Origin of the sequence: Pseudoalteromonas sp. 0303, from assembly GCF_013349995.1 — a bacterium.
In the GTDB taxonomy this organism is placed as follows: domain Bacteria; phylum Pseudomonadota; class Gammaproteobacteria; order Enterobacterales; family Alteromonadaceae; genus Pseudoalteromonas.
The window spans coordinates 1-25,024 of sequence record NZ_JABVXF010000049.1; the positions used below are offsets into that span (position 1 = coordinate 1).

27 protein-coding genes are annotated in these 25,024 nt (G+C 41.3%); 7 read left to right on the forward strand and 20 right to left on the reverse strand.

Features of this window, described 5'->3' with window-relative positions; translation table 11 throughout:
- The first annotated feature begins 407 nt into the window (after positions 1–407).
- Positions 408–887, forward strand: coding sequence for an RNA-binding protein (locus HUS62_RS20285; RefSeq protein WP_054564068.1), 480 nt, complete (start codon positions 408–410; stop codon positions 885–887).
- On the opposite strand, the gene murI is transcribed toward HUS62_RS20285, so the two are convergent.
- Both murI and HUS62_RS20295 read right to left on the reverse strand, forming a co-directional pair.
- Positions 850–1,644 carry a glutamate racemase gene (murI, locus tag HUS62_RS20290; protein ID WP_175080941.1) on the reverse strand — a complete coding sequence of 265 codons (795 nt, stop codon included), beginning with the start codon at positions 1,642–1,644 and terminating at the stop codon, positions 850–852. The genes HUS62_RS20285 and murI overlap by 38 nt on opposite strands.
- A 66-nt stretch (positions 1,645–1,710) precedes the next feature.
- Entirely contained in the window at positions 1,711–2,829 is a 1,119-nt protein-coding gene (locus HUS62_RS20295) for a DUF5610 domain-containing protein (protein WP_175080942.1), read from the reverse strand.
- A 164-nt stretch (positions 2,830–2,993) separates the two neighbouring features.
- Here HUS62_RS20295 and trmA point away from each other — a divergent pair, with 164 nt between their 5' ends.
- The gene (gene trmA / locus HUS62_RS20300) at positions 2,994–4,091 is read left to right on the forward strand and encodes a tRNA (uridine(54)-C5)-methyltransferase TrmA (RefSeq protein WP_175080943.1); all 1,098 of its coding nucleotides are present in this window, start codon (positions 2,994–2,996) and stop codon (positions 4,089–4,091) included.
- A gap of 2 nt (positions 4,092–4,093) precedes the next feature.
- Here trmA and HUS62_RS20305 read toward each other — a convergent pair whose 3' ends face one another.
- The 5 genes from HUS62_RS20305 to ccoG form a co-directional block, all read right to left on the reverse strand.
- On the reverse strand, positions 4,094–4,546 hold the full coding sequence (locus HUS62_RS20305; protein WP_058584579.1) for a DUF523 domain-containing protein: 453 nt from the start codon (positions 4,544–4,546) through the stop codon (positions 4,094–4,096).
- 61 nt (positions 4,547–4,607) lie between these two features.
- On the reverse strand, positions 4,608–5,246 hold the full coding sequence (locus HUS62_RS20310) for a thiol:disulfide interchange protein DsbA/DsbL (protein ID WP_054554856.1): 639 nt from the start codon (positions 5,244–5,246) through the stop codon (positions 4,608–4,610).
- Positions 5,247–5,263: 17 nt separating this feature from the next.
- On the reverse strand, positions 5,264–5,887 hold the full coding sequence (locus HUS62_RS20315) for a thiol:disulfide interchange protein DsbA/DsbL (RefSeq protein WP_054564065.1): 624 nt from the start codon (positions 5,885–5,887) through the stop codon (positions 5,264–5,266).
- A 30-nt stretch (positions 5,888–5,917) separates the two neighbouring features.
- Complete coding sequence (locus HUS62_RS20320; protein ID WP_058584582.1) at positions 5,918–6,892, reverse strand: serine/threonine protein kinase; 975 nt, start codon at positions 6,890–6,892, stop codon at positions 5,918–5,920.
- A 65-nt stretch (positions 6,893–6,957) separates the two neighbouring features.
- The gene (gene ccoG / locus HUS62_RS20325) at positions 6,958–8,388 is read right to left on the reverse strand and encodes a cytochrome c oxidase accessory protein CcoG (protein ID WP_175080944.1); all 1,431 of its coding nucleotides are present in this window, start codon (positions 8,386–8,388) and stop codon (positions 6,958–6,960) included.
- 277 nt (positions 8,389–8,665) lie between these two features.
- On the opposite strand from ccoG, the gene HUS62_RS20330 reads away from it, so the two are divergent.
- Together HUS62_RS20330 and HUS62_RS20335 are read left to right on the forward strand one after the other, a co-directional pair.
- Positions 8,666–9,025 (forward strand): hypothetical protein, encoded by a 360-nt coding sequence (locus HUS62_RS20330; protein ID WP_175080945.1) that lies wholly within the window; start codon positions 8,666–8,668, stop codon positions 9,023–9,025.
- Positions 9,025–9,228, forward strand: coding sequence for a hypothetical protein (locus HUS62_RS20335; RefSeq protein ID WP_062564367.1), 204 nt, complete (start codon positions 9,025–9,027; stop codon positions 9,226–9,228). Before HUS62_RS20330 ends, HUS62_RS20335 begins: the two co-directional genes overlap by 1 nt.
- Here the strand turns inward: HUS62_RS20335 and HUS62_RS20340 are convergent.
- From HUS62_RS20340 to gspC, 13 genes are all read right to left on the reverse strand, one after another.
- On the reverse strand, positions 9,225–9,839 hold the full coding sequence (locus HUS62_RS20340) for a YecA family protein (RefSeq protein ID WP_175080946.1): 615 nt from the start codon (positions 9,837–9,839) through the stop codon (positions 9,225–9,227). The two genes, HUS62_RS20335 and HUS62_RS20340, sit on opposite strands and share 4 nt — an antisense overlap.
- A 19-nt stretch (positions 9,840–9,858) precedes the next feature.
- Complete coding sequence (locus tag HUS62_RS20345; protein WP_175080947.1) at positions 9,859–10,617, reverse strand: type II secretion system protein N; 759 nt, start codon at positions 10,615–10,617, stop codon at positions 9,859–9,861.
- A gap of 3 nt (positions 10,618–10,620) precedes the next feature.
- Positions 10,621–11,094 carry a type II secretion system protein GspM gene (gene gspM, locus HUS62_RS20350; RefSeq protein ID WP_175080948.1) on the reverse strand — a complete coding sequence of 158 codons (474 nt, stop codon included), beginning with the start codon at positions 11,092–11,094 and terminating at the stop codon, positions 10,621–10,623.
- The gene (gene gspL, locus HUS62_RS20355; protein ID WP_175080949.1) at positions 11,091–12,302 is read right to left on the reverse strand and encodes a type II secretion system protein GspL; all 1,212 of its coding nucleotides are present in this window, start codon (positions 12,300–12,302) and stop codon (positions 11,091–11,093) included. The genes gspM and gspL overlap by 4 nt, the downstream gene beginning before the upstream one ends.
- Positions 12,299–13,294, reverse strand: coding sequence for a type II secretion system minor pseudopilin GspK (gspK, locus tag HUS62_RS20360; RefSeq protein ID WP_175080950.1), 996 nt, complete (start codon positions 13,292–13,294; stop codon positions 12,299–12,301). The genes gspL and gspK overlap by 4 nt, the downstream gene beginning before the upstream one ends.
- Entirely contained in the window at positions 13,291–13,944 is a 654-nt protein-coding gene (gene gspJ / locus HUS62_RS20365) for a type II secretion system minor pseudopilin GspJ (RefSeq protein ID WP_175080951.1), read from the reverse strand. The genes gspK and gspJ overlap by 4 nt, the downstream gene beginning before the upstream one ends.
- Entirely contained in the window at positions 13,944–14,318 is a 375-nt protein-coding gene (gene gspI, locus HUS62_RS20370) for a type II secretion system minor pseudopilin GspI (protein ID WP_054564054.1), read from the reverse strand. The genes gspJ and gspI overlap by 1 nt, the downstream gene beginning before the upstream one ends.
- Positions 14,318–14,917, reverse strand: coding sequence for a prepilin-type N-terminal cleavage/methylation domain-containing protein (locus tag HUS62_RS20375; protein WP_054564053.1), 600 nt, complete (start codon positions 14,915–14,917; stop codon positions 14,318–14,320). Before HUS62_RS20375 ends, gspI begins: the two co-directional genes overlap by 1 nt.
- 55 nt (positions 14,918–14,972) lie before the next feature.
- Positions 14,973–15,392, reverse strand: coding sequence for a type II secretion system major pseudopilin GspG (gene gspG, locus HUS62_RS20380; protein WP_282658500.1), 420 nt, complete (start codon positions 15,390–15,392; stop codon positions 14,973–14,975).
- A 78-nt stretch (positions 15,393–15,470) separates the two neighbouring features.
- Positions 15,471–16,706: a type II secretion system inner membrane protein GspF gene (gspF, locus tag HUS62_RS20385; protein WP_175080952.1), complete on the reverse strand. Its 1,236-nt coding sequence runs from the start codon at positions 16,704–16,706 to the stop codon at positions 15,471–15,473.
- A gap of 2 nt (positions 16,707–16,708) precedes the next feature.
- Positions 16,709–18,274, reverse strand: a complete 1,566-nt coding sequence (gene gspE, locus HUS62_RS20390) for a type II secretion system ATPase GspE (protein WP_058584590.1) — start codon at positions 18,272–18,274, stop codon at positions 16,709–16,711.
- Positions 18,267–20,330 (reverse strand): type II secretion system secretin GspD, encoded by a 2,064-nt coding sequence (gene gspD, locus HUS62_RS20395; RefSeq protein WP_054564049.1) that lies wholly within the window; start codon positions 20,328–20,330, stop codon positions 18,267–18,269. Before gspD ends, gspE begins: the two co-directional genes overlap by 8 nt.
- A gap of 22 nt (positions 20,331–20,352) precedes the next feature.
- Positions 20,353–21,294, reverse strand: coding sequence for a type II secretion system protein GspC (gspC, locus tag HUS62_RS20400; protein WP_175080953.1), 942 nt, complete (start codon positions 21,292–21,294; stop codon positions 20,353–20,355).
- 206 nt (positions 21,295–21,500) lie between these two features.
- Between gspC and hslR the strand changes: the two genes are divergently transcribed.
- From hslR to HUS62_RS20415, 3 genes are all read left to right on the forward strand, one after another.
- Positions 21,501–21,923, forward strand: a complete 423-nt coding sequence (gene hslR / locus HUS62_RS20405; RefSeq protein WP_370316790.1) for a ribosome-associated heat shock protein Hsp15 — start codon at positions 21,501–21,503, stop codon at positions 21,921–21,923.
- Between the two features lie 12 nt (positions 21,924–21,935).
- Complete coding sequence (gene hslO / locus HUS62_RS20410) at positions 21,936–22,781, forward strand: Hsp33 family molecular chaperone HslO (RefSeq protein WP_058584593.1); 846 nt, start codon at positions 21,936–21,938, stop codon at positions 22,779–22,781.
- A 277-nt stretch (positions 22,782–23,058) separates the two neighbouring features.
- The gene (locus HUS62_RS20415) at positions 23,059–24,597 is read left to right on the forward strand and encodes a phosphoenolpyruvate carboxykinase (protein ID WP_055199452.1); all 1,539 of its coding nucleotides are present in this window, start codon (positions 23,059–23,061) and stop codon (positions 24,595–24,597) included.
- Positions 24,598–25,024: the final 427 nt, after the last annotated feature.

The following is a 25,024-nucleotide window of genomic DNA, read 5'->3' on the forward strand; positions in this document are numbered from 1 at the left end:
TTGTTAAAGAACGTTGCGACGTTGTCGCTAGGGATGCGTATAATACATCCTTAATTTTTCGAGTCAACACTTAATTTCAAACTTTCTTTCGATTATTTGAAACTGAAGTATTACTTAACTCTCTGCTACGTTGTTCAGCGCCTTTCGTTGCTGCCCGCCGTGTCAGTGGGGTCGCATTATAGGGAGATCCAAAAACAGATCAACACTTTTTTTCGATCTTTTTTCTGTTCGCTCAAAAAGCGAACTAAATTTACCGAAAACAGCAAAAACGGTCGCTATTATGGCTGTTTTTTAAGCCAATATTCATAATTTAATGCAAATTTCATTGCTATGTTCATTTAACTCGTTAAGATAGCAAGTTCACAATGTTAAATTAATGTTTATTTCTTGTTTATTGGTAGATCAAAATGAAATTACCCGATCAAAAATCTTTTCTTTTCTCCGTTATTCTTGCTGTTTTAGGTTTTGTGGTTGTTAAGTTCGCACTTGCAAGCTTAGCTTTAGACCCAGCATTGCTATTTGGTGCAGGCTTATTAATTGGTGCTTTAGTTATTGCAGCACTTTCATCAGCGTCAAGTGAGGAGGCCGAAGTAAAAACAAAAACACTTTATGTTGGCAACCTACCTTATCGTGCTAATGAAGGTGTTGTTCGTGCTTTATTCGAAGAACAAGGCAAAGTTTTCAATGTACGTTTATTAAAAGATAAAAATACAGGTAAACGTCGTGGCTTTGGTTTTGTTGAAATGGCTGAAGCTGATGCAGATAAAGCAATCAATCAATTAAATGATAGCGAATTCCAACAACGTACTTTAAAAGTGCGTGAAGCAAAACAAAAACAAGAGAACGAAGCTAACAGCTTTCGTGAGGGATCTGATCAGTCAGCGTAATAAGCTCAACGCTTAATTGCGAATGACCAATAGGAGCCGTTGCATAATAGTGCAGCGGCTTTTTTTTATCTGTAGTAAGAGTAAAGCCTCGTAGAGCAATTAAACTTTCAACGCGCTTAGCAATCGCTTTGCCTGAGTCAATAAGGAAGATCTGTTGTTTATAGTAGTCACTAATCGCGCTGGCTAGTAATGGAAAGTGTGTACAGCCAAGTACCAATACATCTATATCTTCTGCTATCGCTAAATCACTCAATACTTTCTCAAGCTTTGCTTTATTGAGTCTCTGTGTATGAAATAGTGTTTCAGCAATTTCTACCAGCTCAGTTGAGCCATATAAGCTGACTTGTGTCTCTTGGCTATGAGTACTAATTAAGTTTGCAGTATAGCGACTCTTGATGGTTGATGGTGTTGCCAGTAAACCAATATGTTTGCTGTTACTTATAGCGCAAGCGGGTTTTATCGCAGGTACTACCCCGACAACTTCTATATTTGTGTGCTGGCGAATAGTTTCTAAGGCAGAGGTAGAGGCGGTATTACACGCAATAACTAGGATATCAACGTGTAAGTTTGCTGTTTCGATAAACTGTAGTAGCGCAAAAAGGCGGGCTATGATCGTTTGCTGACTTTGCGCGCCATAAGGCAATAAAGCATTGTCCATAAAATAACTATAATCAGCATTTGGGATCAATGCTTGGATCTGTTCAAGTACGGTTGTTCCACCTATACCAGAATCAAACACCATTATATGAACTGACAAACTGCTTACCTCGGATCATCAAAGGTCAGCAGTTTGCCATGCAGCTTTATAAAAAGAAAGAAAGGACTAAGCCTCTTCTTCTGTTGCCGAGCGAAGCTTATTCATTTGCTCAAACATTGCTTTGGTGTAATCCACCAGCTTACTGACTTCTTCTTTATCTTGGTTTAACCACTGTAAGATGCCAGCCAGTTCATTTTGCAAACCTATGTCACCCGCTTTATTAAACGCCTGTTTCAAGTCGTCATTAAATGGCGCTATTTTCTCAGCAACTTCTTTTTCAGGGGCTGGTTTATATTCTTCATACCCTTTGATAGCTGCTACTGTTTTGGTTTGTTTCAGATCCATCGTAAAGCCAACGAGTTGCTCGTTACCTAAGTTAAGCTCTTTAGCTTGTTCAAAGGCATCTTCTAATGAACCAGAGAAGAATGTTTCGCTAACGCTTTGTAAGTCTTTCATCAATTCATTGATAGCTTGCTGCTCTTGCTCATTTAAATCACCATTGACCGACATCGAGAATGATAAATCACGTGATTGCGAAGACTCACTGACAAAGGCTTCGTTGTCACCATTTTTGCTATAGCTGCTTGCAGACTTGCTTTCGTATGCATCAGCAAAGCTAATACTTACTTCGTCACCTTCAGCGGTGGTGAAAGTGTACTCTGCGTTATTACTTAAGCTGATGTATTGAGCTTGGCTTACTGAAACCGCATTAGGTTTAGGATTGAACAAATCTTCTTCTAATTCATCAATACCTTTAAAGATACCTTCTTTAGACTTTTCGATACCCTCTTCGATGTCATCGTTAAGAATACCTGACTCTTTAAGCTCATCGTACGCATCGTCGATGCCCATTTGCACACCTTTACGTGCATCACCTAGCATGCCTTTGAGTTTTTCATCATCAGCACCATCAGCTTTTGCTTTACGAAGTGCACCGCCAACAAAGTCGAGTACGTTTTTCACGATCTCTTCAAAGTCGAACAAGGGTTTATCTTTTTTCTCTTCGGCTTTAGGTAAACCTAGTGCCTCAGCAAGTTTATCATCAAGAACTTTTGCCGCGAGCTCTCTGCCGCGTTGCTGATAACTATCTTGACGATTTTGAATGGTAGGCTGCTGCAGTGCCTGTTTACCATTGTATTTATTCACATTTGTATTAGGCATATAGCCTAGGTTGCCAATTTTCATGATCCGACTCCATGTTATGGTTAACTCATTATCGGCCAAAAACCACAAAACTTAAGTTTTTTGTATAAAAAAACGACACTAAAATAAATAACAAAACTAGACAAATCCTCAGCGCTCCCTACAATAGCGCCGTTATAAAGCTAAGAGATAAAAGGTAATCAGCCATGGCGGTTATAAAAATTGATACAACTCAATACGATGCACAATTGAGTGAGAAAGAGCAGCGCATCACCTCACAGTTTCGACGTTTTGGGGTCGAAAAATTAGAAGTGTTCGGCTCTGATCCTATTCATTACCGCCAACGTGCAGAGTTTCGTGTTTGGCATGAAGGTGAAGACCTGTTTCACATCATGTTTGATCAACAAACCAAAGAAAAGATCCGCGTAGATGAGTTTGACCCTGCAGCACCTTTAGTGGGTGAAGTGATGCAAGCAATGATCGAAAACTTAAAAGACAATGAAGTTCTGCGCCGTAAGCTGTTTCAAATCGATTACCTTTCAAGTTTAAGTGGCGAGATCCTTGTTAGCTTGTTGTATCACAAACAACTAGATGAGCAGTGGCTACAAGCAATTCAAGAGCTTAAAGCAAAACTGAGCACACAGTTTAAGATTGATTTTATTGGCCGTGCTCGTAAGCAAAAAGAAGTGATTGGTAATGACTATGTTATCGAGCGTTTAAACGTAAACGGTAAAGAGCTTATTTATCAACAAGTCGAAAATAGCTTTACGCAACCGAATGCTAAAGTAAACATCAAGATGCTAGAGTGGGCACAAGCCCTTTGCCAACCTCTCAGTAATGACTTACTGGAGTTATATTGTGGGAATGGTAACTTTTCGATTGCTCTTGCAGGCTCATTCGACCGCGTATTAGCCACTGAGATTTCAAAATCATCGGTTTACTCAGCGCAATACAATATCGCACAGAACAAGGTTGAGAACTTAGATATCATTCGTATGTCGAGTGAAGAGTTCACCCAAGCAATGAAAGGCGAACGTACTTTCTCTCGTTTAGATGGCATAGACCTGAAAAGCTATAACTGCCAAACAATCTTAGTGGATCCTCCACGTGCTGGCATGGACACACTAACTTGTGACCTAGTTGCGAACTACGACAATATTATTTATATCTCGTGTAACCCAGATACCTTAGAACGTGACCTTGATCACTTATGCAAAACCCATGAAGTAAAACGTTTTGCGATTTTTGATCAATTCCCTTACACCCACCACATCGAATCAGGTGTGTTTTTACAACGTAAATAAAATCAATCTGCCAGCGCAGCAAATAGCGCTGGCAACTGCTGCTCACTGTATACAGCTATATTATTGTCGGTTAACAGCTTTGCAGTTAATCCCATCCCTGAAATTTTCTTTCCTGAATGACTACCATCGTAAATAGTATTGCGACCACATGATGGACTTGATTCTTTTAACAGCGCATAGCGAATGCCCTGCTTTTTGCAAAGCTTAAGTGCTTGTTCTGCGCCATAAGCAAACTGCACTGTGACATCTTGCGCATCTTTGGTAAGTACTCTACCCGCTTTGATTTCGGCAGGCGGCCTTGGTGTAGGTAAGCCACCAGCTACTTCGGGGCAAAATGCAACGAGCCTTCCTTGCTGTTTAAGGGCTTCTAAACCAGGATGGAGTAAATTTTGCGATTGCCCGTCATAACGAACAGGATTTCCTAACAAACAGCTTGAAACTAATAGTTTTTGCATTTGCTTTACCAACAAAAAAGCTCCGCGAACGGAGCTTTGAATTAAATTCAACTAACTAAGCTTATTTATCAGCTAGGTAGTTAATTAAGTCTGCCATGCTCTTCGCATCGCTAATACCTGAATCCGCACCTAGGATTACACGGTATTTACCATTAACAATAAAAGTTGGAACGCCTTTTAAAGCACCTTTTTGTTGGTAATATTCTTGATCGCGTTTCATCTTAGACGCCATAGTACGTACAGAGAAGCTGTTGTAGTACTTATCAAAATCTTCAGCCGATACACCTTGTGAAACAAAGATGTCTTTCATATCCGCTAGTTCGTTAATACGAGCACGCTTACCGTGAATATGATTAAACACAGCGGCTACTAACGCGTCTTTCTGTGGTAACACATTAGCCGTCGCATAACCTTGCGCTAAGATAGTCTGAATCTCTGGGTCACGAGGACCTGAAAAATCAACATGACTCTTTTTGAATTTAACGCCATCTTTAAGAAGTGTTTTAAGCTCTTTCACTACTGGCTCGAAGTTATTACAGTGTGGGCAATAGAATGAGAAGAACTCTTTTACTTCAGGCTTTTTAGAAGCGCGTGCATCAATCGTTTCATAATGCTTACCTTCTTCATATTGAGCAGCTGAGGCATTTGCCGCTAAACCTAGCGTGGCAGCCATTAATACAGCTTTTACTAACTTGATCATTACTTCTTACTCCAAAATTATTGTTTTAATAAAAATTCGACTAACTCATCAAGCATCTGCTGGCTCTTGATGGTGTTTAAATTGATTTTATATTTATCATTGACGATAAAAGTTGGTACACCAGTAAGGGCGCCCATATCTGAATATTTTTGCTGCTTATCTTGCATCGCTTTTTCAGCACTAATCACTGGCATGCTTGCAATTTCAGCGTCAAACACATCGTTGCTAATACCATTGGTCGCAAGTAATGCTTTCACGTCTTTTATATCTTTTAGTAAAGCGCGCTGTCTGTGGATGCTATTAAAGATTTGATCAGCAACTTGCTCACCTTTGCCATGTTGCTTAGCAATTAAGTAGGCATAGCTTAAGTTACTTTGCGTCTGCTTAGATACACCACCTAAAAAGTTAACATGGCTTTTTACAAATTCAGTCCCTTCAGGAAGACTTGCCGTTAATGCTTTTGCGACCGGTTCAAACTGAAAACAGTGTGGACAATAAAACGAAAAGAACTCGGTTACTTGGGGTGTTGCACTTTTCTCAACTTTTAATACTTCGTATTGATTGCCTGCTTCGAAATCAGCAGCAAGGGCCGCAAAAGGTAAACATAAAATGAGTAGACTTAACTTTAATTTTTTAAACATTGTTTTCTCGTCTTTCTTAACTTTAAAAATTTATGGTAATAATTTTAATGGTGCTTCCTGTAGCGCTGCAAGCTGTTCTTTTAGCGCTAGTATTTGCTGCTCCCAGTATTTGTCTTCAGCAAACCATGAAAAGTTCCGTGGGAACGCAGGATCATCCCATCTTTTTGCCAACCACCCCATGTAATGCACCATACGCATTGCTCTAAGTGGTTCAATCAACTTTAATTGGCTGTGATCAAAGTCGCAAAATTCTTCATAAGCAGCCACTAAGGTGTCTAACTGTAACAGTTGGTTGTTACGATCGCCACTGAGCATCATCCAAAGATCTTGAATAGCAGGCCCTTGTCGGCTGTCATCTAAATCAACAAACATTAACGCGTCACCAGACCACAATATATTACCGGCATGGCAATCGCCATGCAGGCGGATGGTTTCAACATTTTTATACTGCTCTGTGGTTTCTTTAATCACCAAATCTAAAATAGTATAAAAGGCATTCTCTAATGCCATTGGCACCAAGTTACTTGCTTGTAACTGAACTTTAGCTGTCTGAAGGTATTCTTCGCAACTGATCACAGGCCTATGTTCAAATGGCCTTGCCTTAGCTACTTGGTGCATTCGCCCAATTAAGCGGCCAAGTACATCGAGTTGATCTAAATTATCAACTTCAAAAATGCGCCCGCCCACACTTGGGAATAACGTAAACAAATAACCATTATGCTCAAATAAGCTTTGCCCTTCGATAATAACAGGCGCAACAACCGGCACTTCGGCCTCGGCAAGCTCAAATGCAAACGCATGCTCTTCTAAGATTTGCGCCTTACTCCAACGCTCTGGTCGGTAAAACTTAACAACATAACGATGGCCATCTTCTGCTTTAAATTGATAAACACGGTTCTCGTAGCTGTTTAAGGCCAGCAGACCTGATTCAGCATAAACACCGATACTTTCAACTGCATCTAAAATTGAATCGGGTGTAAGGTCTACAAAACTAAATTTACTCATAATGCCTCATCATATAAAAAAAGCGGGAAAATCCCGCTTTTTATTCATTTGCTCAGTGTACTTAATTATCGCGCCTTAAAGAAGTTACTCGGCTGCGAAATCTGCACATCTGGCTCACCATCGACAGAAAGTACGAACTCAAACTTCGTCATGGGCTTTTTCAAATCATAAGGATCAACAACTAATGACAGAGGCACATTATAAGATTCGCCAGAAGGTACTGTGAATGTTTGTTTGCCGATGTATTCAAAGTTCTCGAGTCCTTCAACACGAATGTTAAAGGTTTGCTCATGCTGTGCTTTGTTAATTACTTTTAGTGTATAGGTGTTTTCAACTAAACCATTAAAGTCAACACGATATAGCTGGTTACGGTCACGAATAATATCGAGTTCCATCGGTTTGCGCATCGCAATATTTGCTACTAGCGCCCCTGTTAGCACTACTAAGATAACTAAATAGCCAATTAACTTAGGGCGCAGTGCATGTGTTTTGTTGTCTGGCGTTTCTAAGTTACGTTCTGTAGTGTAAGAAATGAGTCCGCGTGGGTAATTCATTTTATCCATCACCCCATCACACGCATCGATACATGCACCACAGTTAATGCACTCATATTGTAGGCCGTTACGAATATCGATCCCCGTTGGGCACACCTGTACACATAAGTTACAGTCGATACAATCACCTAAGCCGAGCTCTTTTGGATCTTGCTTACGTGAACGTGGACCACGGCTTTCACCACGTGCTTCATCATAGCTCACAGTAAAAGTATCTTTATCGAACATAGCTGACTGAAAGCGAGAATAAGGGCAAATGTGTAAGCACATAATCTCGCGCATCCAACCGGCATTACCATAGGTACACACTGCAAATACAGCTAAGCAAATATACGAATAGGCTGTTGCATCAAGGGTAAACAGATCAGGCAGTAGCTGACGGATAGGCGTAAAGTAACCGACAAAGGTAAATGCAGTATAAAGCGAGAATAACCACCAGCTGCCGTGTTTAGCACTTTTGCGCCAAAATTTATCAAAGTCCATTGGCCGTTGATCTAGCTTCTTACGCTGATTTGCACTACCTTCAAACTTTTCTTCAAACCAAATAAAAATGAAGGTCCAAACGGTTTGCGGACAGGTGTAACCACACCAGACCCGACCATAAAAGGTCGTCACCAAGAACAACGCAAACGCTGCCAACATTAAAATGAAAGCAAGGATAGTCAGATCTTGTGGCCAGAGGGTTAAACCAAAAATGTTAAATTTTTGCCCCACCAAATCAAACAACACAGCTTGTTGGCCATGGAAGTTAATCCAAGGTAGTAGCATAAATGCAAGCATGCCGACAAAACCAATTCGTTGCCTTAACAGTTGGTGTAAACCCGTTACAGCTCGGACATAAATACGGTTACGTGGATTAAATCTATCATCGAGGGAAGCGTTTTCCGGTTTCTGGATTTTTACTTCCGTTGGGATATTTTTAACCTTAATCTGTTTATCCATTAAAATTCCTCAACGCCACTAGGAAATAATACTCAAACATATGTTTGCAGTAAGAGATTCTCTGTGCCAATAAGCAAATCAGAATACATCTCATTACGTTCAAAGATTTCTGAAACTTTAAATCTATAGAGCATTATACTCAATCTATAGAAAATTTCAGGGATTGATCGAAAATACGACGTTTTAATTATTTAATCTTATCTGCTTGCTTTTAAAACGACCATTTTATTAAACTTGCACTTAGACCATATTTATTTAGATCAAAGATTATTGTGCTATGAAAAAATTTCTTATTTTAGTGCTTATTATTTTAGCACTTTTCACGATTGATCATCCTTTGATCAAAGAGCCAAGAGAAAGGTTACTAGGGGATGGCGTGTCATTGCTTTCTGATGCTAGTAAAATTAACCGTAGCCCTGCGGCGAATATGGCTAAAACTAATATTAAGTCACAGCTGAATTTATCTAATTCAGAACACGAATATATTGAAGAGACATTTACTTCAGACGATAAACTGCAAGTTTTTCACTTACGCTACTGCCGTGAAAAAGATATTAACTTATATTTTTATGGCGAACGCCTAAGTCGGGTATGTAGTATTGTCTCAAACGCACTTGAAGAAAGGCTAAACAAGTAATGGATTTTTCTGCTTTAAACAAAAAAACCAGCGACTCGTTTGCCAAACAACGCAATATGCTAAAAAAGCTGGGCAAAGGGCAAACCTTGTACTGCGAAGTATGTAAAGGCGCCCTTACCTTAGATTTGAAGACTGATCAGCCAGGTAAAGGCGTTGTAAGCTGTGCCAAAGGTTGCACAGACATCCTATTAGAGCTGGGTTAGTTCCAGCCCTCATCATTATATAGTTGGCTATTTACAGCAACGACCTCAATGAGCTCAGCAAAGCCAGCAGCAAATTCATTCATCACTTCATACTGCTGCTGACATAGTTGCCCTTCAGATAAACCATTATCAGTTGCAAGGGCTGCGATATCGCTACTTTCAAGCGTAAAGAAAGCTAAGCTTTGCAGTGCACTAGCCAACGCTTCTTTAAGCTCATCTGCTAACTGTGGTGCAGTTAATAGCTTATTAACGTAGCCTTGCGCACCATGCATAAAACCTTGGCTCCAATGCTGACATTCTTGAATGTCTAAGTATTGCTGCCCTTGAGAGCTCAACTGTAGGCTCACAGGTAGTGTAAAACCCGTTTCGAATACTTGTTCGCTGATTTGTTGATACGAGGCCATAAATGCAAACAGCACTTGCTCATCCATTTGCCCATCAGAGCCAGGTGCAACCTCTTCTAACCACTGGTGAACATCAAGCGGCTCAGGAGCACAGATCACCGCAAATAAGTAGCCTTGCGTTTGTGCCAAGCTAAGTGCGTCTTGATGCTGCGCTAAAAACTGACTTAAAAGCTCACTTTGCTGCTTTGAAAACTCAGGTAATTGCATACTGTTCAATTAATCCAATTTAAAAGTTAAGCGGATAACGGCCTTCGTTATCAGGACGACCAAGAAACTTAGCTGCATCATGCACTTCTTTTGGTAAGCTTGCTTCAGGTTTAATATAACCAGCAACTTTAAAATCAAGATTCGCTTTTAATACTGCATCAGCTTCAAGCCCTAAACGGTTCTCTGGGTCAACAAGTACTGCTACATCTCCCGATTTACAGCTTAAACGGCCGCTCAGAGGGCCAATGCTAAACCAGTTATTCATTCCTTTCACATCAATGTTCGGGCTAGCGATTTCGCCGCTTAGGCTTTCACAGTATGGCTCGCCTGAGCTGTACTCATCTAAATCTACAATCACACGACCTTGCGCACTAACCGGCAAAGGAAGTTGTAAACGCTCCATGGCACGTTCAACCGTTAAGCGTAAAGTAGTCTTTTTCACAGTGATGGCTTGGTTAAAGAGGCCATATGTAAAGTCACCATGGCCTGAAATATCCGCTTTATCACGAGGATCACCAAAGCGTACCGTACCCACTAATTTACCTGTGAACAGTGACCAGCCCGATAACTGCCAACGCACATTATTTAATTGCTCACCATCAAAACGTACTTGCATAATGCGACCGTCCCATAGCGTGCCACTGGCTTTACCTAATTGTAATTGCTTTGGTAAATGCGGCTTAGCTAAATCAAGTGCAACGGCAGCGGGTGTTTTTACCAGCGTAAACACCAAAAAACACATCACAAACACTGTGATTAATAAAATAACTCTTTTCATCGTTTACTTCTCTAGTACCAAACGACTTACACGCACAAAGCCTGATTTGTCATCTTTACTTAAATCTAAATTCTCAATTAGCACGCCATGTGAATTAACCAGTTCATCCAACCATTCAACAAGGTTATTAAACTCAACAGAGTCAATGGTTAAACGAAGTGAGTTGTCATTTGGCTGCATTTTGCTAATGATAATTTGATAACGATTGCGGGTGCTATTAACGATTTGGCTTAAGCTACGGCTGCTCGTATTACGTGCGTTACCACTCGCTTTAAGTTTAACAATACTTTCATCAACCCATGCTAGCAGCTCTTGTTGTTTTATTGTGTCTTGCTCTGCTTTTTCGATAGCCGTGTTAAGTGGACGAAAGACTCCCATAACCAGCATAAAAATAACAAACACACCACCTGCAACCATTACAAGTTGCTGCTCTTGTTCTTTTAACGAGCGCCAATAATTGATTATTTGGTTTTTCATGCCGCACCTCGTAACTTAATTTCACCAACGACAAAATCACCATCATTATTTAGCGAGCCTTGATCTACGGTTAAGCCACGCTGTTCTAAAATTGCTTTTACTTTACTAAATGACTGGAAATCTTTGCCGCGCGCACGAATACGTAATTCGTTACGACCTTGATCATAGCGAAGCGTTTCTGGTGTGAAGTCTTTTACTTCACTAAAAATAGAGACAAGATCGTTAGTCAAATCTAAGAAGCCAGCTGTACTGCCACTTTCTATCAATGCAAGTTCGCTGCGAATTTGGCTACGAATAAGCTGGGGACGCACTTTTTTATTTGGAAAAGCACGCTGATAATTAGCAACTACTTCGGCTTTCATTGCTTCAAGCTGATTATTTAACTTATAAAGCTCAAGCGACTTAACACCGACACTGCAAACTAGTGCAACACCTGCTGCAATAGCTGCTTTTTGCCAATAGCCCCACCAAATCGCTGATTTCTTCTTAAGCTGATAAACACCTTGGCGAAGGTTGAATTTCACCTCAGGTAACTGCTTAGCAAATAAGGCTAAAGGTAAATCGTATTGCTGCGTTTGAGCACTAAGGTTAACCGTATCAGGAAAAGCCGTTGCAGGGCTAAAGTGTGCAACATCAGGGTTACCTAATGCTGTTAAATAGCCAGCAAGCCAACTTGTCTCTACAGCGGCAATATGCCAGTTACCCTGCTTACATAGCCACTGACCATTAAGCTCAATAGCGCATAACTGAGTGTTGTCATCGACATCAGGTAACAATAAAGCATCCGGCAGTATTTTATATACTTCGATGCCATGCTCATTGAACTCAGCCAGCCATTGCTCAAACCATTCACGATCGGTCATCGCGATATTAATCGCGTGCTTCTCATCAATAAGTGTTGGCTCTGCAATCGCTATAAATAAGTCATCAACATCACAGGCTATTTCTTCTTCTAGCATGTAAGGAAGTGCTTGCTCTAACTTGCGGCTCCACTTGGTTGGCAATGCGACCGTTTTTAGTTGTACTTGATCACTTGGTAGTAGTACAACCACTTCCCGTGATTGTGCTCTCTCTGTTAGCTCACCAAGTTGTGTTGCATTGGCAATTTCGCCGCTAGCAATTATTTCTTGTTCTGTTGGTGAGTAAATTAGCCAGTTAAGGCTGTCTTTTAATGTTTGACCCGTACGGATCAACAATATCTCTGTCACTGTACGCCTCCAAATTTTCGCGCCAGTATCGTTACTGTACCATTAGTGGCATGGAGTAAGGTGGTCATCGAAAAACGCAGTTCTGCAAATTCAGCCTGCGTTTGTAGTTTAAAATATTCACTGTTGATACTGAATAGGTCTTCAACGGCTTTCACATTTTGTGCGCCTTGTTGATTAACCTCTTCAAAAAATGCTTCTAAATCATCATATCCCTCTTGAGGACGTGATGATAATACCGCTTCAGCGCCTGAAAGACTTAAGCCATCAATAAGCGAGCTTAATATAATGGCACTTTCTACAGGTAGTGTATTAACGTTTATTTGTAATAACTCACTACCTGGAATAACACACACAAATGGTAAAAGTTTCTCCATAACGAGTGGGTTAAAGCCTTTTACTAAACGAAGTTCTGACGTCGAAGCAAAATAGCTATTTGCCGTCATATATGGGTATTGTCGAGATAAGTACTCATCTTCTTCTGCACCTGAACGATAGGTAATGCTATCAGCGTCTAACCAATCAAACACGCTATCGGCCATGGCTTCTTCAGACTCATCGGTTGGCAAGTCTTCAATATTTTCTAATAATGCCAACAATGCCTTATGTGCTGGGTTCGTTTTATTATTTGGATCCGTTTGTTGATCTGGCTTTACATGCAATGCATTTAAATTCAAACATGCTTGTAAGTCTGTAATTGTGCCACTTAAGGTACCATTATCAACCGGGTAAGGGACTCCACCTTGCTGTGCCCAGACTTGCTCTAAATGCGTTTTATCAGGATCATCTTTTTTAGTTTGTTTTAGTGCTTTAATTGCCAGCTCTTCAGCTGCAAAGGCATACCATTTAGCCTGTTGATGGTTTTGAATATTGCTGCTGCGCTGCACTTGCACCATTAAATTAGCACTCATCTCAACAGCTAACATAGCCGCTAGCGCCACAATAAATAGCACGATAACAAGTGCAGCACCTTTAGAACGTTTAGTAGCAATCATGGCTTGCCACCCGTTCCGTTATTATTACCATTATTTGCTTGGGCAGTGACTTTGCCTTCACCTGGCACTAAAAATACGCGACGAATTGGTTCCTGTTCTATTTTTTGTATAGTGACTGCCACCGCTTTTGGCAGTGCTTTAATTTGCCACTGTTCTTGCCACTCGTCTTTGTCATCTAAAAATTCAAATTTAAGATCTTCAATGTCTTCTAAAATGACTTGTGAACGCGGCTCCATGTTATCTAGTTGATCAACATACACCCGATACACTCGCTCAAGCTTGTCATCGATAACGCGGTAACCAACCGCTTGCAGTTCAGAGCGCGGCAGTAAGTTAATTGGGTTAACCCAACCATCACGAACAAAGCCAATACCATCGTATTGGCTATCAAGAATATAACGACCAGCTAACACATACGTGTCTTGAAAATCACCAGCTTCGTTACGCACCTGACGCTTAGTCATTTGGCTAAAATCTTGGTCCATTAAACGAAATAAGGTTTGAAAGCCATTTAACTCAGCAATCGTCTCGTCTGAAGCTTCTTTTGCTTTGGTTGTCGAATCCAGTATTTGATGGGTCGATAACACCACAAAGGCTAAGATGCCCATGGCGACAATCACTTCAAGTAAGGTAAAACCGCGTTGCTTCACTACTTATCACCTTTATTCAAATAAGTAGAAAGCTCATACACTGGGTATTCAAGCTTTTCATCGGCGAACACGTTAATGGTGACCTTTACAAAGGTTTTATCAGCAGTAGGAACCACGTCCTGACGCCAATACCATTCAAAACCAGCGAGCGTTTCAGTCCCTTTAACGCCATTTTTGCCTGTCCATTTATCGCCTTTGGCGCGTTGCTCAACCATTACGTTCTCAGCAACCCAAGAAGCATAAGTTTGCTCTTCAATCGACGAAAGATGATTAATGTGTTCGCCAGTTGCCTGCATTGCGGCAATACCGGCCATTGCACAAATAGCCAGTGCAACCATCACTTCAAGTAAGGTAAAACCTGCTGACTTATTCATTATTCAGGCTCCATACGAAACTTTACCGGGGCCATAAATTCGCCTTCGATAAAATATTGCGGTTCACGCTCTTCTTTAAGCTCGTAAACCAATTGAAACGCACTGACTTCGCCAGAAGATAAAATAAGTACCTGCGGTATTTTGAGCTTTTGTAGCTCAAGTAGGCTGTCTTCGTCACCACCGCTCATTAATTCACGCCAGTTTGACTGCTCTAATAAGTTATCTTGTGCCCAGGCTAAATCATCAAGGTTAAGAGTGAGCTTAAAGCGTTCATCAACCTTAATTGGGGCAAACAATTTTTCACGGTCAAACGTAACCCACTTATCACCGTCAAAAACTAAAAATTCAAATGTATCTTGGTCAAGATGAAAACCTAGCTCAACCTGATTTAAAATCGCAAACTCAGACGCCATATTAATCGTGGTATGTAATCTGAGCGCTTGTTTTTCGAGTTCTTCTTCAGCACCACCATCAAAACTGTAGGCAACCATCTTGGTGACAAAACCAATCACCACGAGCACCATTAATATTTCGATGAGGCTAAACCCTTTCGCGTGCTTAGCACGGCCAGCCAAACGCAAACGACCAAGGCTTACCATAATAGTAAGCCTTGATGTGTATAAGCTTTGTTCAGTTGGCTGAATTTAGGCATTATTACTTTTCTTCATCCCAGTTACCGATGTCATCATCAGTACCTGCTTCACCATCAGGACCCATTGAGAAGATATCAATTTTACCAACTTCTCCTGGGCTGATTAGCTGGTAAGGGTTACCCCATGGATCTTCTGGTAATTTCTCAAGGAAACCGCCATCAGGAAAACGCTTTGGAATTGGCTCAATGCTTGTTTTATTTACTAGCGCTTCTAAGCCTTGCTCTGTGGTTGGATACGCTTTGTTTTTAAGCTTGTATAAGCTTAACGCATCTTCAATTTGTTGAATATCTAAGTGCGCTTTATCGATTGCAGCTTCTTCTTGCTGACCCATGATATTTGGCGCCACAATTGACATGATCATACCGATGATAACCAGTACTACCATGACTTCTAGTAATGAGAAACCTGACTGTTTGTTCACAAAAATACCTCTAACTTTCTTCAAAAATTTATTATAGAGCGGCAGTGTTAGCTGCTAATTGCTCTAGTGTTCCCTAATTTAAAGACCTACAGCCTTATTCATTGCCATAATCGGCTGTAGTATTGCCATAACAATAAACAATACAATTACCGCCATTGAAGCAATCATCGCGGGCTCTAATAGTTTCAGAGACACGTTTACCATGCTCTCAAACTCACGATCTTGGTTATTTGCAGCACGCTCAAGCATTTGCTCAAGTTCACCTGATTTTTCACCACTGGCTATCATGTGCAGCATCATAGGTGGGAAAAGCTTGGTTTGCTGAAGTGAAGCACGAAGACTCGCCCCTTCACTCACACGTGTTGCAGCATCTTGCACTGACTTTTTCATTTTTTCGTTAGCCAGTACACCGCCTGAGATACGCATCCCTTCAAGTAGTGGCACTGAGCTTGACGATAAAATACTTAAAGTTCGAGCAAAACGCGCCGTATTAACACCGCGTGCTACCTTACCAATGCCCGGTAAATGCAGCACTTTTTCGTCATACCAGTAACGAATATGCGGCTGCTTAAGCGCTTGCTTAATGGCCACAGCTAACACAGTTATAATGACTAAACTAATAAACCAGTAGTTTTGCACAAAATTACTGGCAGCCATTACCCATTCGGTAGTCCAGGGTAATACTTGTTTTGATTTTTCGAAGGTCTTCAGGATTTTTGGTACCACAGTACCTAACAATACAGAGACAATCGCAATAGCAAATACCACCAGAATGGTTGGATAAACCATCGCCTGTGTGATTTGACTACGCATATGCTGACGTTGTTCCGTGTAATCAGCTAAACGATTTAAAACTTGGTCTAGGTGACCTGATTTTTCACCGGCTGCCACCATGGCACGATACAAATCATCAAAAACATGCGGAAACTCACTCATGCCATCTGCTAAGGTATAACCTTCAACAACCTTTGAACGTACAGCCATTAGCATACGTTTTAAACGCGGCTTTTCACACTGCTCAGCCACCGCCATGACAGCCCCTTCAACAGGTAATGCTGACTGGATTAAGGTTGCGAGCTGACGAGTGATTAATGCTAAATCTGAAGTCGAAATTTTTGGTTTAAAGAAGCTACCAAATAAAGAGCTCTTTGCCCCAGTAGTTTGCTTTTCGCCTTCTGCAGCAGCAACAACTTCTAAAGGCATTAAACCTTGATCGCGCAAAGTTTGGCGGATTTGCTTTACCGTATCGGCTTCAAGAATGCCTTTTTTCTCTTTACCTCTGCCATCAAGGGCACGGTATTCAAATGCTGCCATGATTAACCTTCCTCACGTGTTACACGCAAGACTTCTTCTAAGGTAGTGCGACCTGCAAGTACGCGATTACAGCCATCTTGGCGAATACTTGGGCTATGTTTCCGAATGTACTTCTCAACACTTTGTTCGCCTTTACCGCTGTGGATCATTTCACGAATTGTTTCATCAACAACCAGCAACTCATGAATACCCGTACGACCGCGATAACCATTAAAGTTACACTCTTCACAACCAACTGCACGATAAATTGTTGGCGGTTCAGCAGGATTGACACCTAATAACTGGCACTCGCGCTCATCAGCAATGTGACCTTCTTTACAGCTATTACATAAAGTACGTACAAGACGTTGTGACAATACACCGAGTAACGATGATGACAGTAAGAAAGGCTCTACACCCATATCTTCCATACGCGTGATAGCACCAGCAGCTGTATTAGTATGCAGTGTCGACATAACCAAGTGACCGGTTAATGACGCTTGCACACCAATTTGTGCTGTTTCAAGATCACGGATCTCACCGACCATTACAACGTCAGGGTCTTGACGAAGGATGGCACGTAAACCTCGGGCAAAGGTCATATCTACCTTGGTATTTACCTGAGTTTGACCAATACCTGGTATCTCGTACTCGATTGGATCTTCAACAGTAAGAATATTGCGGTCTCGTGAGTTGATTTGGCTCATGCCCGCATACAAGGTGGTACTTTTACCAGAACCCGTAGGACCGGTTACTAAGATAATACCGTGTGGCTTACTGATTAAATCAGCAAACAATTCACGGTTACGCTCAGTCATACCTAAATCTTCTAGATTCAGGCGCGCGTTGTTTTTATCAAGTAGACGTAGCACAACACGCTCACCAAAGCTTGATGGCATCGTCGATACACGCACATCAACGGCACGACCAGCAATACGTAAACTAATACGACCATCTTGCGGTATACGTTTTTCAGCAATATCTAGTTTTGCCATAACCTTAATACGCGACACTAACAGTGAAGCGAGTTTACGGTTCGGCTTTAATACTTCTTTTAATACACCATCAACCCTAAAGCGAATTACTAGCTCTTGCTCAAAGGTTTCGATATGAATATCTGAAGCACCTTCTTTAATTGCTTCGCTCAGCATCGCGTTGATCAGCTTAATGATTGGCGCATCGTCATCACCAGCTAGTAGATCTTCAGTTTGCGGTAATTCATCTGCAAGCGAGAATAAATCAACCTCGTTGCCGATATCTTCCATCATTTGCTGCGTTTCAGAACTATCACGCTGATAAGAAGCCTCAAGCAACAGCTCAAATTTGTCATCAGGTAATTGTTCTAGCGAAAAACCATGACCCGCAATACGGCGTACTTCAAGTAAAGCATCAACATCTAACTCACCGCGATAATACACAGTCCAGTTATCCTGATCTTTACTCAATAATACGCCTGTACGACGCGCGTACGAGAATGGCAAACGCTTGGTTGGCAAGCTAACAAGATCATCGCTTGTTAGTAGCTCATCATGACTTGCCGGCACTTCTGACGCTAGCTCATCATTGATTTCTGTAATTGCATTAGTCATCGTTGCGCTCATTCGCGTTTTGTTGTTTTAGGTACTCTTCGTACGTTGGCGGTAATATCAAGGCATCATTCCATTCAGGAAGAATTGGTGCATCCGTCAACGGCATTAAATCAATACCATCTTCTTTTTGCTTGTGCTGTTCGCCACGAATAAAGTTATATTTCGAGTGGCTCAATTTATTCATGCTGATGCCATCGCGTACAATGGTAGGACGAATAAATACAATTAGATTACGTTTACGCTTACTCGTGCTGGTTGAGCGGAATAAATGACCAAGTACCGGAATATCACCTAATAATGGTACTTTAGAAACACTTTCTTGCACGTCTTCATCAATCAAGCCGCCAAGTACAACCATGCCGCCATCATCAGCCATAACCGTAGTTTTAATAGCACGTTTGTTTACTGAAATATCAACCGCAGTCGCACCACTTACACTTGAAACCTCTTGTTCAATCGTTAATTGAACTGCTGAGCCATCATTGATTTGTGGTGTTACTTTCAGTTTCACACCCACTTCTTGACGTTCAACTGTTTGGAATGGGTTAGCGTTATTTGAGCCTGTTTGCGAACCTGTGATAATAGGTACTTCTTGACCAACAATCATTGATGCTTCTTCGTTATCCATGGTCGTTACAGACGGCGTAGCAAGAATATTAGAGTTAGTGTCCGTTGAAACAGCTTGGATAATTGCACCCCAGTCATTTTTAACAATACCCATTGCTAGACCATTAATACCACCAAGTAGTGAAGCAAGTGCTGTTAAGTCACCTTCTTGTGTTTCAGAGGTACTTGTCACAGTGCCTGTTTCAGTACCGACTACCGTGCCTTCAATCGTTTTATCACGCGCTTGTTCAGCAGCAACAGCTAACGAACCAACAGGTACTGTGGTGCCATTGTTGAACTGCATCATGCCGCCTTGCTCTGAAATCCACTGTAAGCCTAAGTTGATACCATCGGCTTCTAACACCTCAACGATAATAGCTTCAACTAAAACCTGAGCACGACGAACATCAAGACGTTCAATAACTTGCTCAAGCGAACGCATGGTGTCAGGCTGTGCAGTGATTACGAGTGAGTTTGAATCTGGGTGTGCTTCAATGCTTGTTTCGTTTTGATTACGTGAGCGAGTTTTTGTTGCACCGCCTTGCGCGTCTTCTGCTAATGTCTTGCTTACGCCCTGCAATACTTTTACAAGGTCTTCTGCTTTGGCGTAATTAAGATAGATAACCTTAGTATTACCTTGGTTTTCTAGCTCACCATCTAAACGGCTAATCAATTCAACAGCACGTGTACGCGCTTGTGCTTCACCACTGACAATCACACTGTTAGTACGACCATCAGCAACAACTTTAGGGATTAAAAACTCAGGAACACTCCCTTTGCCACCATCTTTGTAAATATTCTCAACAACCGACACTACATCGTCAGCGGTAGCAAATTTAAGTTTTACGATATCAACACGCTTATCACCGGCTTGGTCAACCGAACGAATGATTTCAACTAAACGGTTAACTGACGCGGCATGACCGGTCAACATCATCACGTTTGCTGCATTGAAGTTAGCAACGTGGCCGCCATCTTTTTGATCACTAAATTGACGAACTAGAGGGCCAAGCTCTTGTACGCTTACATTTTTAACACGTACAACACGTGTCACCATCATATCGCCACTGGCTTGGTTATCTTCAGTGATCAGCGGTACGTTCGACTTTTTAGCGTCAGAACTTTTTTCAATTTTGATAATACCGTTATCCATCTCTACAGCTGAATAACCATAAACCTCAAGTACATTTAAAAAGAACTGGTAATAAAGCTTCTCGTCCATTAGCTCGTAACTGCGCACATTGACTTTGCCGCGCACATTCGGGTCAATAATGACAGTTTTATTTAGATTTTTACCAACGATATTAATAAATTCATTAATATCAGTGCCTTTAAAATTAGCCGCATACTCAACAGCAGATACTGAAAGCGATAATCCTGTTAATAAAAAAAGCGCTGCATATTTAGCTAACCCTTTTTTGATTTTTGTGAGGTGTAGCGCGTGAACCATTCTATAAAAACTCCAAAGCTAGTTATTGCAGGCTAAATTGCACATCAATTTGCTCACCATCGCGTTCGATAGTGATACTTGCGTCAGTACTATTTCGTAATTCGTTTATTGCTGACATTGCCTGTTTTAAATCATTTAATTGATAGCCATTAATCGCAATAGCTAAATCATTATTCATTAGTCCCATCTGCTTGAATAGAGCAGGATCTTTACCTGGGCTTAAGCGATAACCCACTAACTCGCCATCAACCATCGCTTGAGAGACGCGAATGTAGTCAAATAGTTTACCGGGATCGTCTAATACTTCTTCACGCGTTTCGATAAGCGCTTCTTTTACATCTTCATCTTCAGTCGCATTTATTTCATTATTTTCGACAAGCTGAGGGCCTGCGGTTAATTCTGACTCTTTGCGCTCCGCCAATACAGGCATAGAGACTTTTTTAGTAAAGTCGAGGCCATCCAGCATTAAGGTTTCAAAGCGGCCGCTTACATCTAAAATTACTCGGTCAGGTAATACTTGAGCAAGCTTGGCACGAGTGCCTTTAATTGCATCATCGACAACATAGGTTTCTTGCTTACCTTGAGATTCAATAATAGCAAGACCCGCTTGATCATTTTGGCTGACCGCAACAATACCAGTTAGGTTAATACTTAGACGTGTTTCAGGGGCGTTGTTAATGACTTGATTTTGTTTCGCGGCAGGTTTCTTAGTTTCGACAACAACTTTGCCGAATAGATTTTGTTCAATAATTTGGCGAGAGCTGACTGTCTCAACTCGTTTAGCCACGCTGTTAACACCGGTTACTGGCAGTGCTCTTGTATCGGGTTCTGGCCACACAAGCCAAAACAGCTTAGATGACAAAAAAGCAATGTAAACAACAACTAACAGCACTACAAATGCACTTAGCTTGGCATGAGGTAAGCCGTTTAAAAACTGTTTAACTTGTTGTAAGTGTTGATCCATAAACTCTATTTCTTATTTTAATTTACTGCTTGATAGCTGGCCTATAGTACCTTTTCATTTTTCATTCAACAAGCGCACGTATATTAAACTTTGTAAACAAGGTAATTTCGACAAACAGGGGCTGCAAGGAATAACTATGACTATTTCTTTGTGATTAAGTTTCATGGTAAATTTTGCCTATATATAAGCAGCTTTAAAAGAGCACAATTGTGTCAAAAGGTAACACTCAAAAGTCGCAAGACAAACAAGACGAATTAAGCGTGCGCCTTGATAAATGGTTATGGGCTGCCCGCTTTTATAAAACCCGCTCAATAGCACGAGACATGGTGCAAGGCGGCAAAGTACATTATAATGGACAACGTACCAAGCCCAGCAAAATTGTCGAAGTAGGTGCAGTGGTAAAACTGCTACAAGGGGTCGACGAAAAGGTTGTGACAATCGAAAAGATCCTTGAAAAACGTCAAGGTGCCCCCATTGCACAAACCTTATATCAAGAAACTCAAGCTAGTATTGAGAAACGCGAAGCAAATGCTATCGCCCGTAAGAACAACAGCTTCTTTGCTCCACACCCTGATCGTAAACCAGATAAGAAGCAAAGACGTGAACTGTTAAAAATGAAATCAAGTTAGGTAATGCAACTCATGCAACAAGATTTACTTCATCGTTATATATTTGATCAGCTCGATGTACGTGGCGAACTCGTACAAATTGAAAACACTTATCAAGAGATGATCGCAAACCATAATTACCCAGCACCTGTGCAAACCTTATTAGGTGAACTACTTGTTGCTACCTGCTTATTAACAGCTACTTTAAAGTTTGAAGGCGAAATTGCCGTTCAACTACAAGGCGACGGCCCTGTTAAATATGCGGTAATTAATGGTGACGATAAACAAAACATGCGAGGCATCGCACGTCTACAAGGTGAAGTAACCGGTAGCTCAATAAAAGACTTAATTGGTAATGGCTATATGGTTATTACAATTACGCCAACTAAAGGTGAGCGATACCAAGGTATTGTACCGTTAGAGCACGATAGCTTAGATAAATGCCTTGAAAACTATTTTGAGCAATCGGAACAGTTAAAAACACGTCTTTGGTTTGCGACTGAAGTAACAGCAGACACAGCCAAAGCTGCAGGCTTATTCTTGCAAGTATTACCTGTAAATAAAGATAAATCAGTTGAAGACTTCACTCATCTTGAAGCAATCAGTAACACGATTAAAGATGAAGAATTACTAGGTTTAGATGCCAACACTGTGCTGACTCGACTTTACCATGAAGATAATCCTCAGTTATTCGAACCACAGTCTATTAGCTTCCGTTGTGGCTGTAGCAGAGACAAAACAATTGCTGCACTAGTAAATGTAGGTCAAGACGAATTACTTGCCGACGTGCAAGCAAATGGTGAAGTAAAAATTAGTTGTCATTATTGCTTAAAAGATTACATCTTTAACGAGCAAGATATTAAAGCCATATTTAATTAATACACCATAATAAATATTATTATATTAAAAGCCGCCATCAGTGCGGCTTTTTTATTAAAAAAAATATCAAAACTAATGATACCGGTGTCATGAAAAAGCGCCATTTTATGACACCGGTATCATTGAAATTATTCATGTTTTTTGCCAAATATATGCCTTTTTAAGCCCTTCAGACACTCGAATATCCCTAATCCTTCTGTTACTATTATTTTAGCAAAAGGGAAAACTAAGAACCCCAGAGCTATCCCGTTCAATCTCTCACAATTTAGGTATAAACATGACTGCAAACGCTACTAGTTTTGTTGATCTTACAGCAGCTGAACTTGTCGAACACGCTATTCGTCGTGGCGAAGGGACTCTAGCCGCTAATGGTGCTTTTGTTGCTAAAACCGGTGTACGCACTGGCCGCTCTCCAAAAGATCGTTTTATTGTTCAAGAGCCAAGCACTGAAAACGAAATCCAATGGGGCAACGTAAACCGCCCATTCGATGCAGACAAGTTTGATGCGTTATGGGCCCGTGTAGAAGAACACGTGAAAAGCAACGACCACTTCATCTCTCACCTAGAAGTTGGCGCTGATCCTGAGCACTATTTACCAGTTGTAGTTACAACAGAAACTGCATGGCATCATATTTTTGCCAAAAACATGTTTATCGAACCTCAAACATACAATACTGCTGACTTCCCTGAGTGGCAGGTAATGAATGTACCTTCATTTGTATGTGACCCAGAGCGTGATGGCACTAACAGTGACGGCACTGTAATCATCAACTTCGCACAACGTAAAGTACTACTAGCTGGTATGCGCTACGCAGGCGAAATGAAGAAATCAATGTTCTCTGTACAAAACTTCCTACTTCCTGCAAAAGGTGTATTACCAATGCACTGCTCTGCAAACGTAGGTGAAGCAGGCGACACTGCGTTATTCTTCGGTCTATCTGGTACAGGTAAAACAACATTATCTGCAGATCCTACTCGTTTCCTTATTGGTGATGACGAGCACGGTTGGGCACCTGGTAGCGTATTTAATATCGAAGGTGGTTGTTACGCTAAATGTATCGATCTTTCACAAAAGAACGAACCAGTTATTTGGAATGCAATTCGCTTCGGTACAATCTTAGAAAACGTGGTACTTGACGAAAATCGTGTACCAGATTTCCATGATACAAGCCTGACACAAAATAGCCGCGCAGCTTACCCGCTTGAGCACGTTGAAAAACGTAAAGTAGAAAACCGTGCTGGCGAGCCAAAAGCCGTTGTGTTCTTAACATGTGACGTAAGTGGTGTATTGCCACCAGTTTCAGTACTAACTGAAGAAGCTGCTGCATACCACTTCTTAAGTGGTTACACTGCGAAAGTAGGTTCAACTGAAATCGGTTCAACAAGCGACATCGAGTCTACGTTCTCAACATGTTTCGGTGCTCCGTTCTTCCCACGTCCTGCTGGCGTTTATGCAGAACTTCTAATGAAGCGTGTACGTGAATTCGGCGCTAAAGTATACCTAGTTAACACAGGTTGGACAGGTGGCCCTTACGGTACTGGTCAACGCTTCGATATCCCGACTACACGTGCTGTAGTTGATGCAATCGTATCAGGTAAACTGGCAGATGTTGAAACTCAACACATCGACGTTCTAAACCTAGATGTACCAGTTGCAGTTCCAGGTGTAGACAGCCAACTTCTTAACCCAATCAACACATGGGAAGATAAAGAGAAGTACGCAGAATACGCAAACAAGCTAGCTTCTGACTTCACTGAAAACTTCGCTAAATACGATGTTTCAGAAGCAATCAAATCAGCAGGTCCAAAAGCTTAATATCAAGCTTACCCTCAGATTAAAAAACGCCAGCTATATGCTGGCGTTTTTGTTTTTGGGGGATGAGTTAATGAGTTACAAGTTGCGAGAGTAAAGTTAGCGAGGGGAAAGTTTTAGGGTCTGGGGTAGGTTGGGTAGAGCGAAGTGAAACCAAACACATCACAGAGCTATCAGCTTTCAGCCGTCAGCGATAAGCCGCGCGGTGCGGGTGTTTGTTGCTGCGTCTCCCTCTGCCGAAGGCTATAGGCAAAGTGTACTTGTAGGAATGGCTTCAGCCGTGAATGTGTTTGTTTTGGTCTAGATTCGGCACTGAAGTGCCTTATACAGACTCCTCCTATTGCACAATACCCTTCGTTAATTTTGTCAGACTGCGTGCTTATATGCGGGCTCATAATGAGGAGCTACCTCGGCCCTTTGATGTATTCGC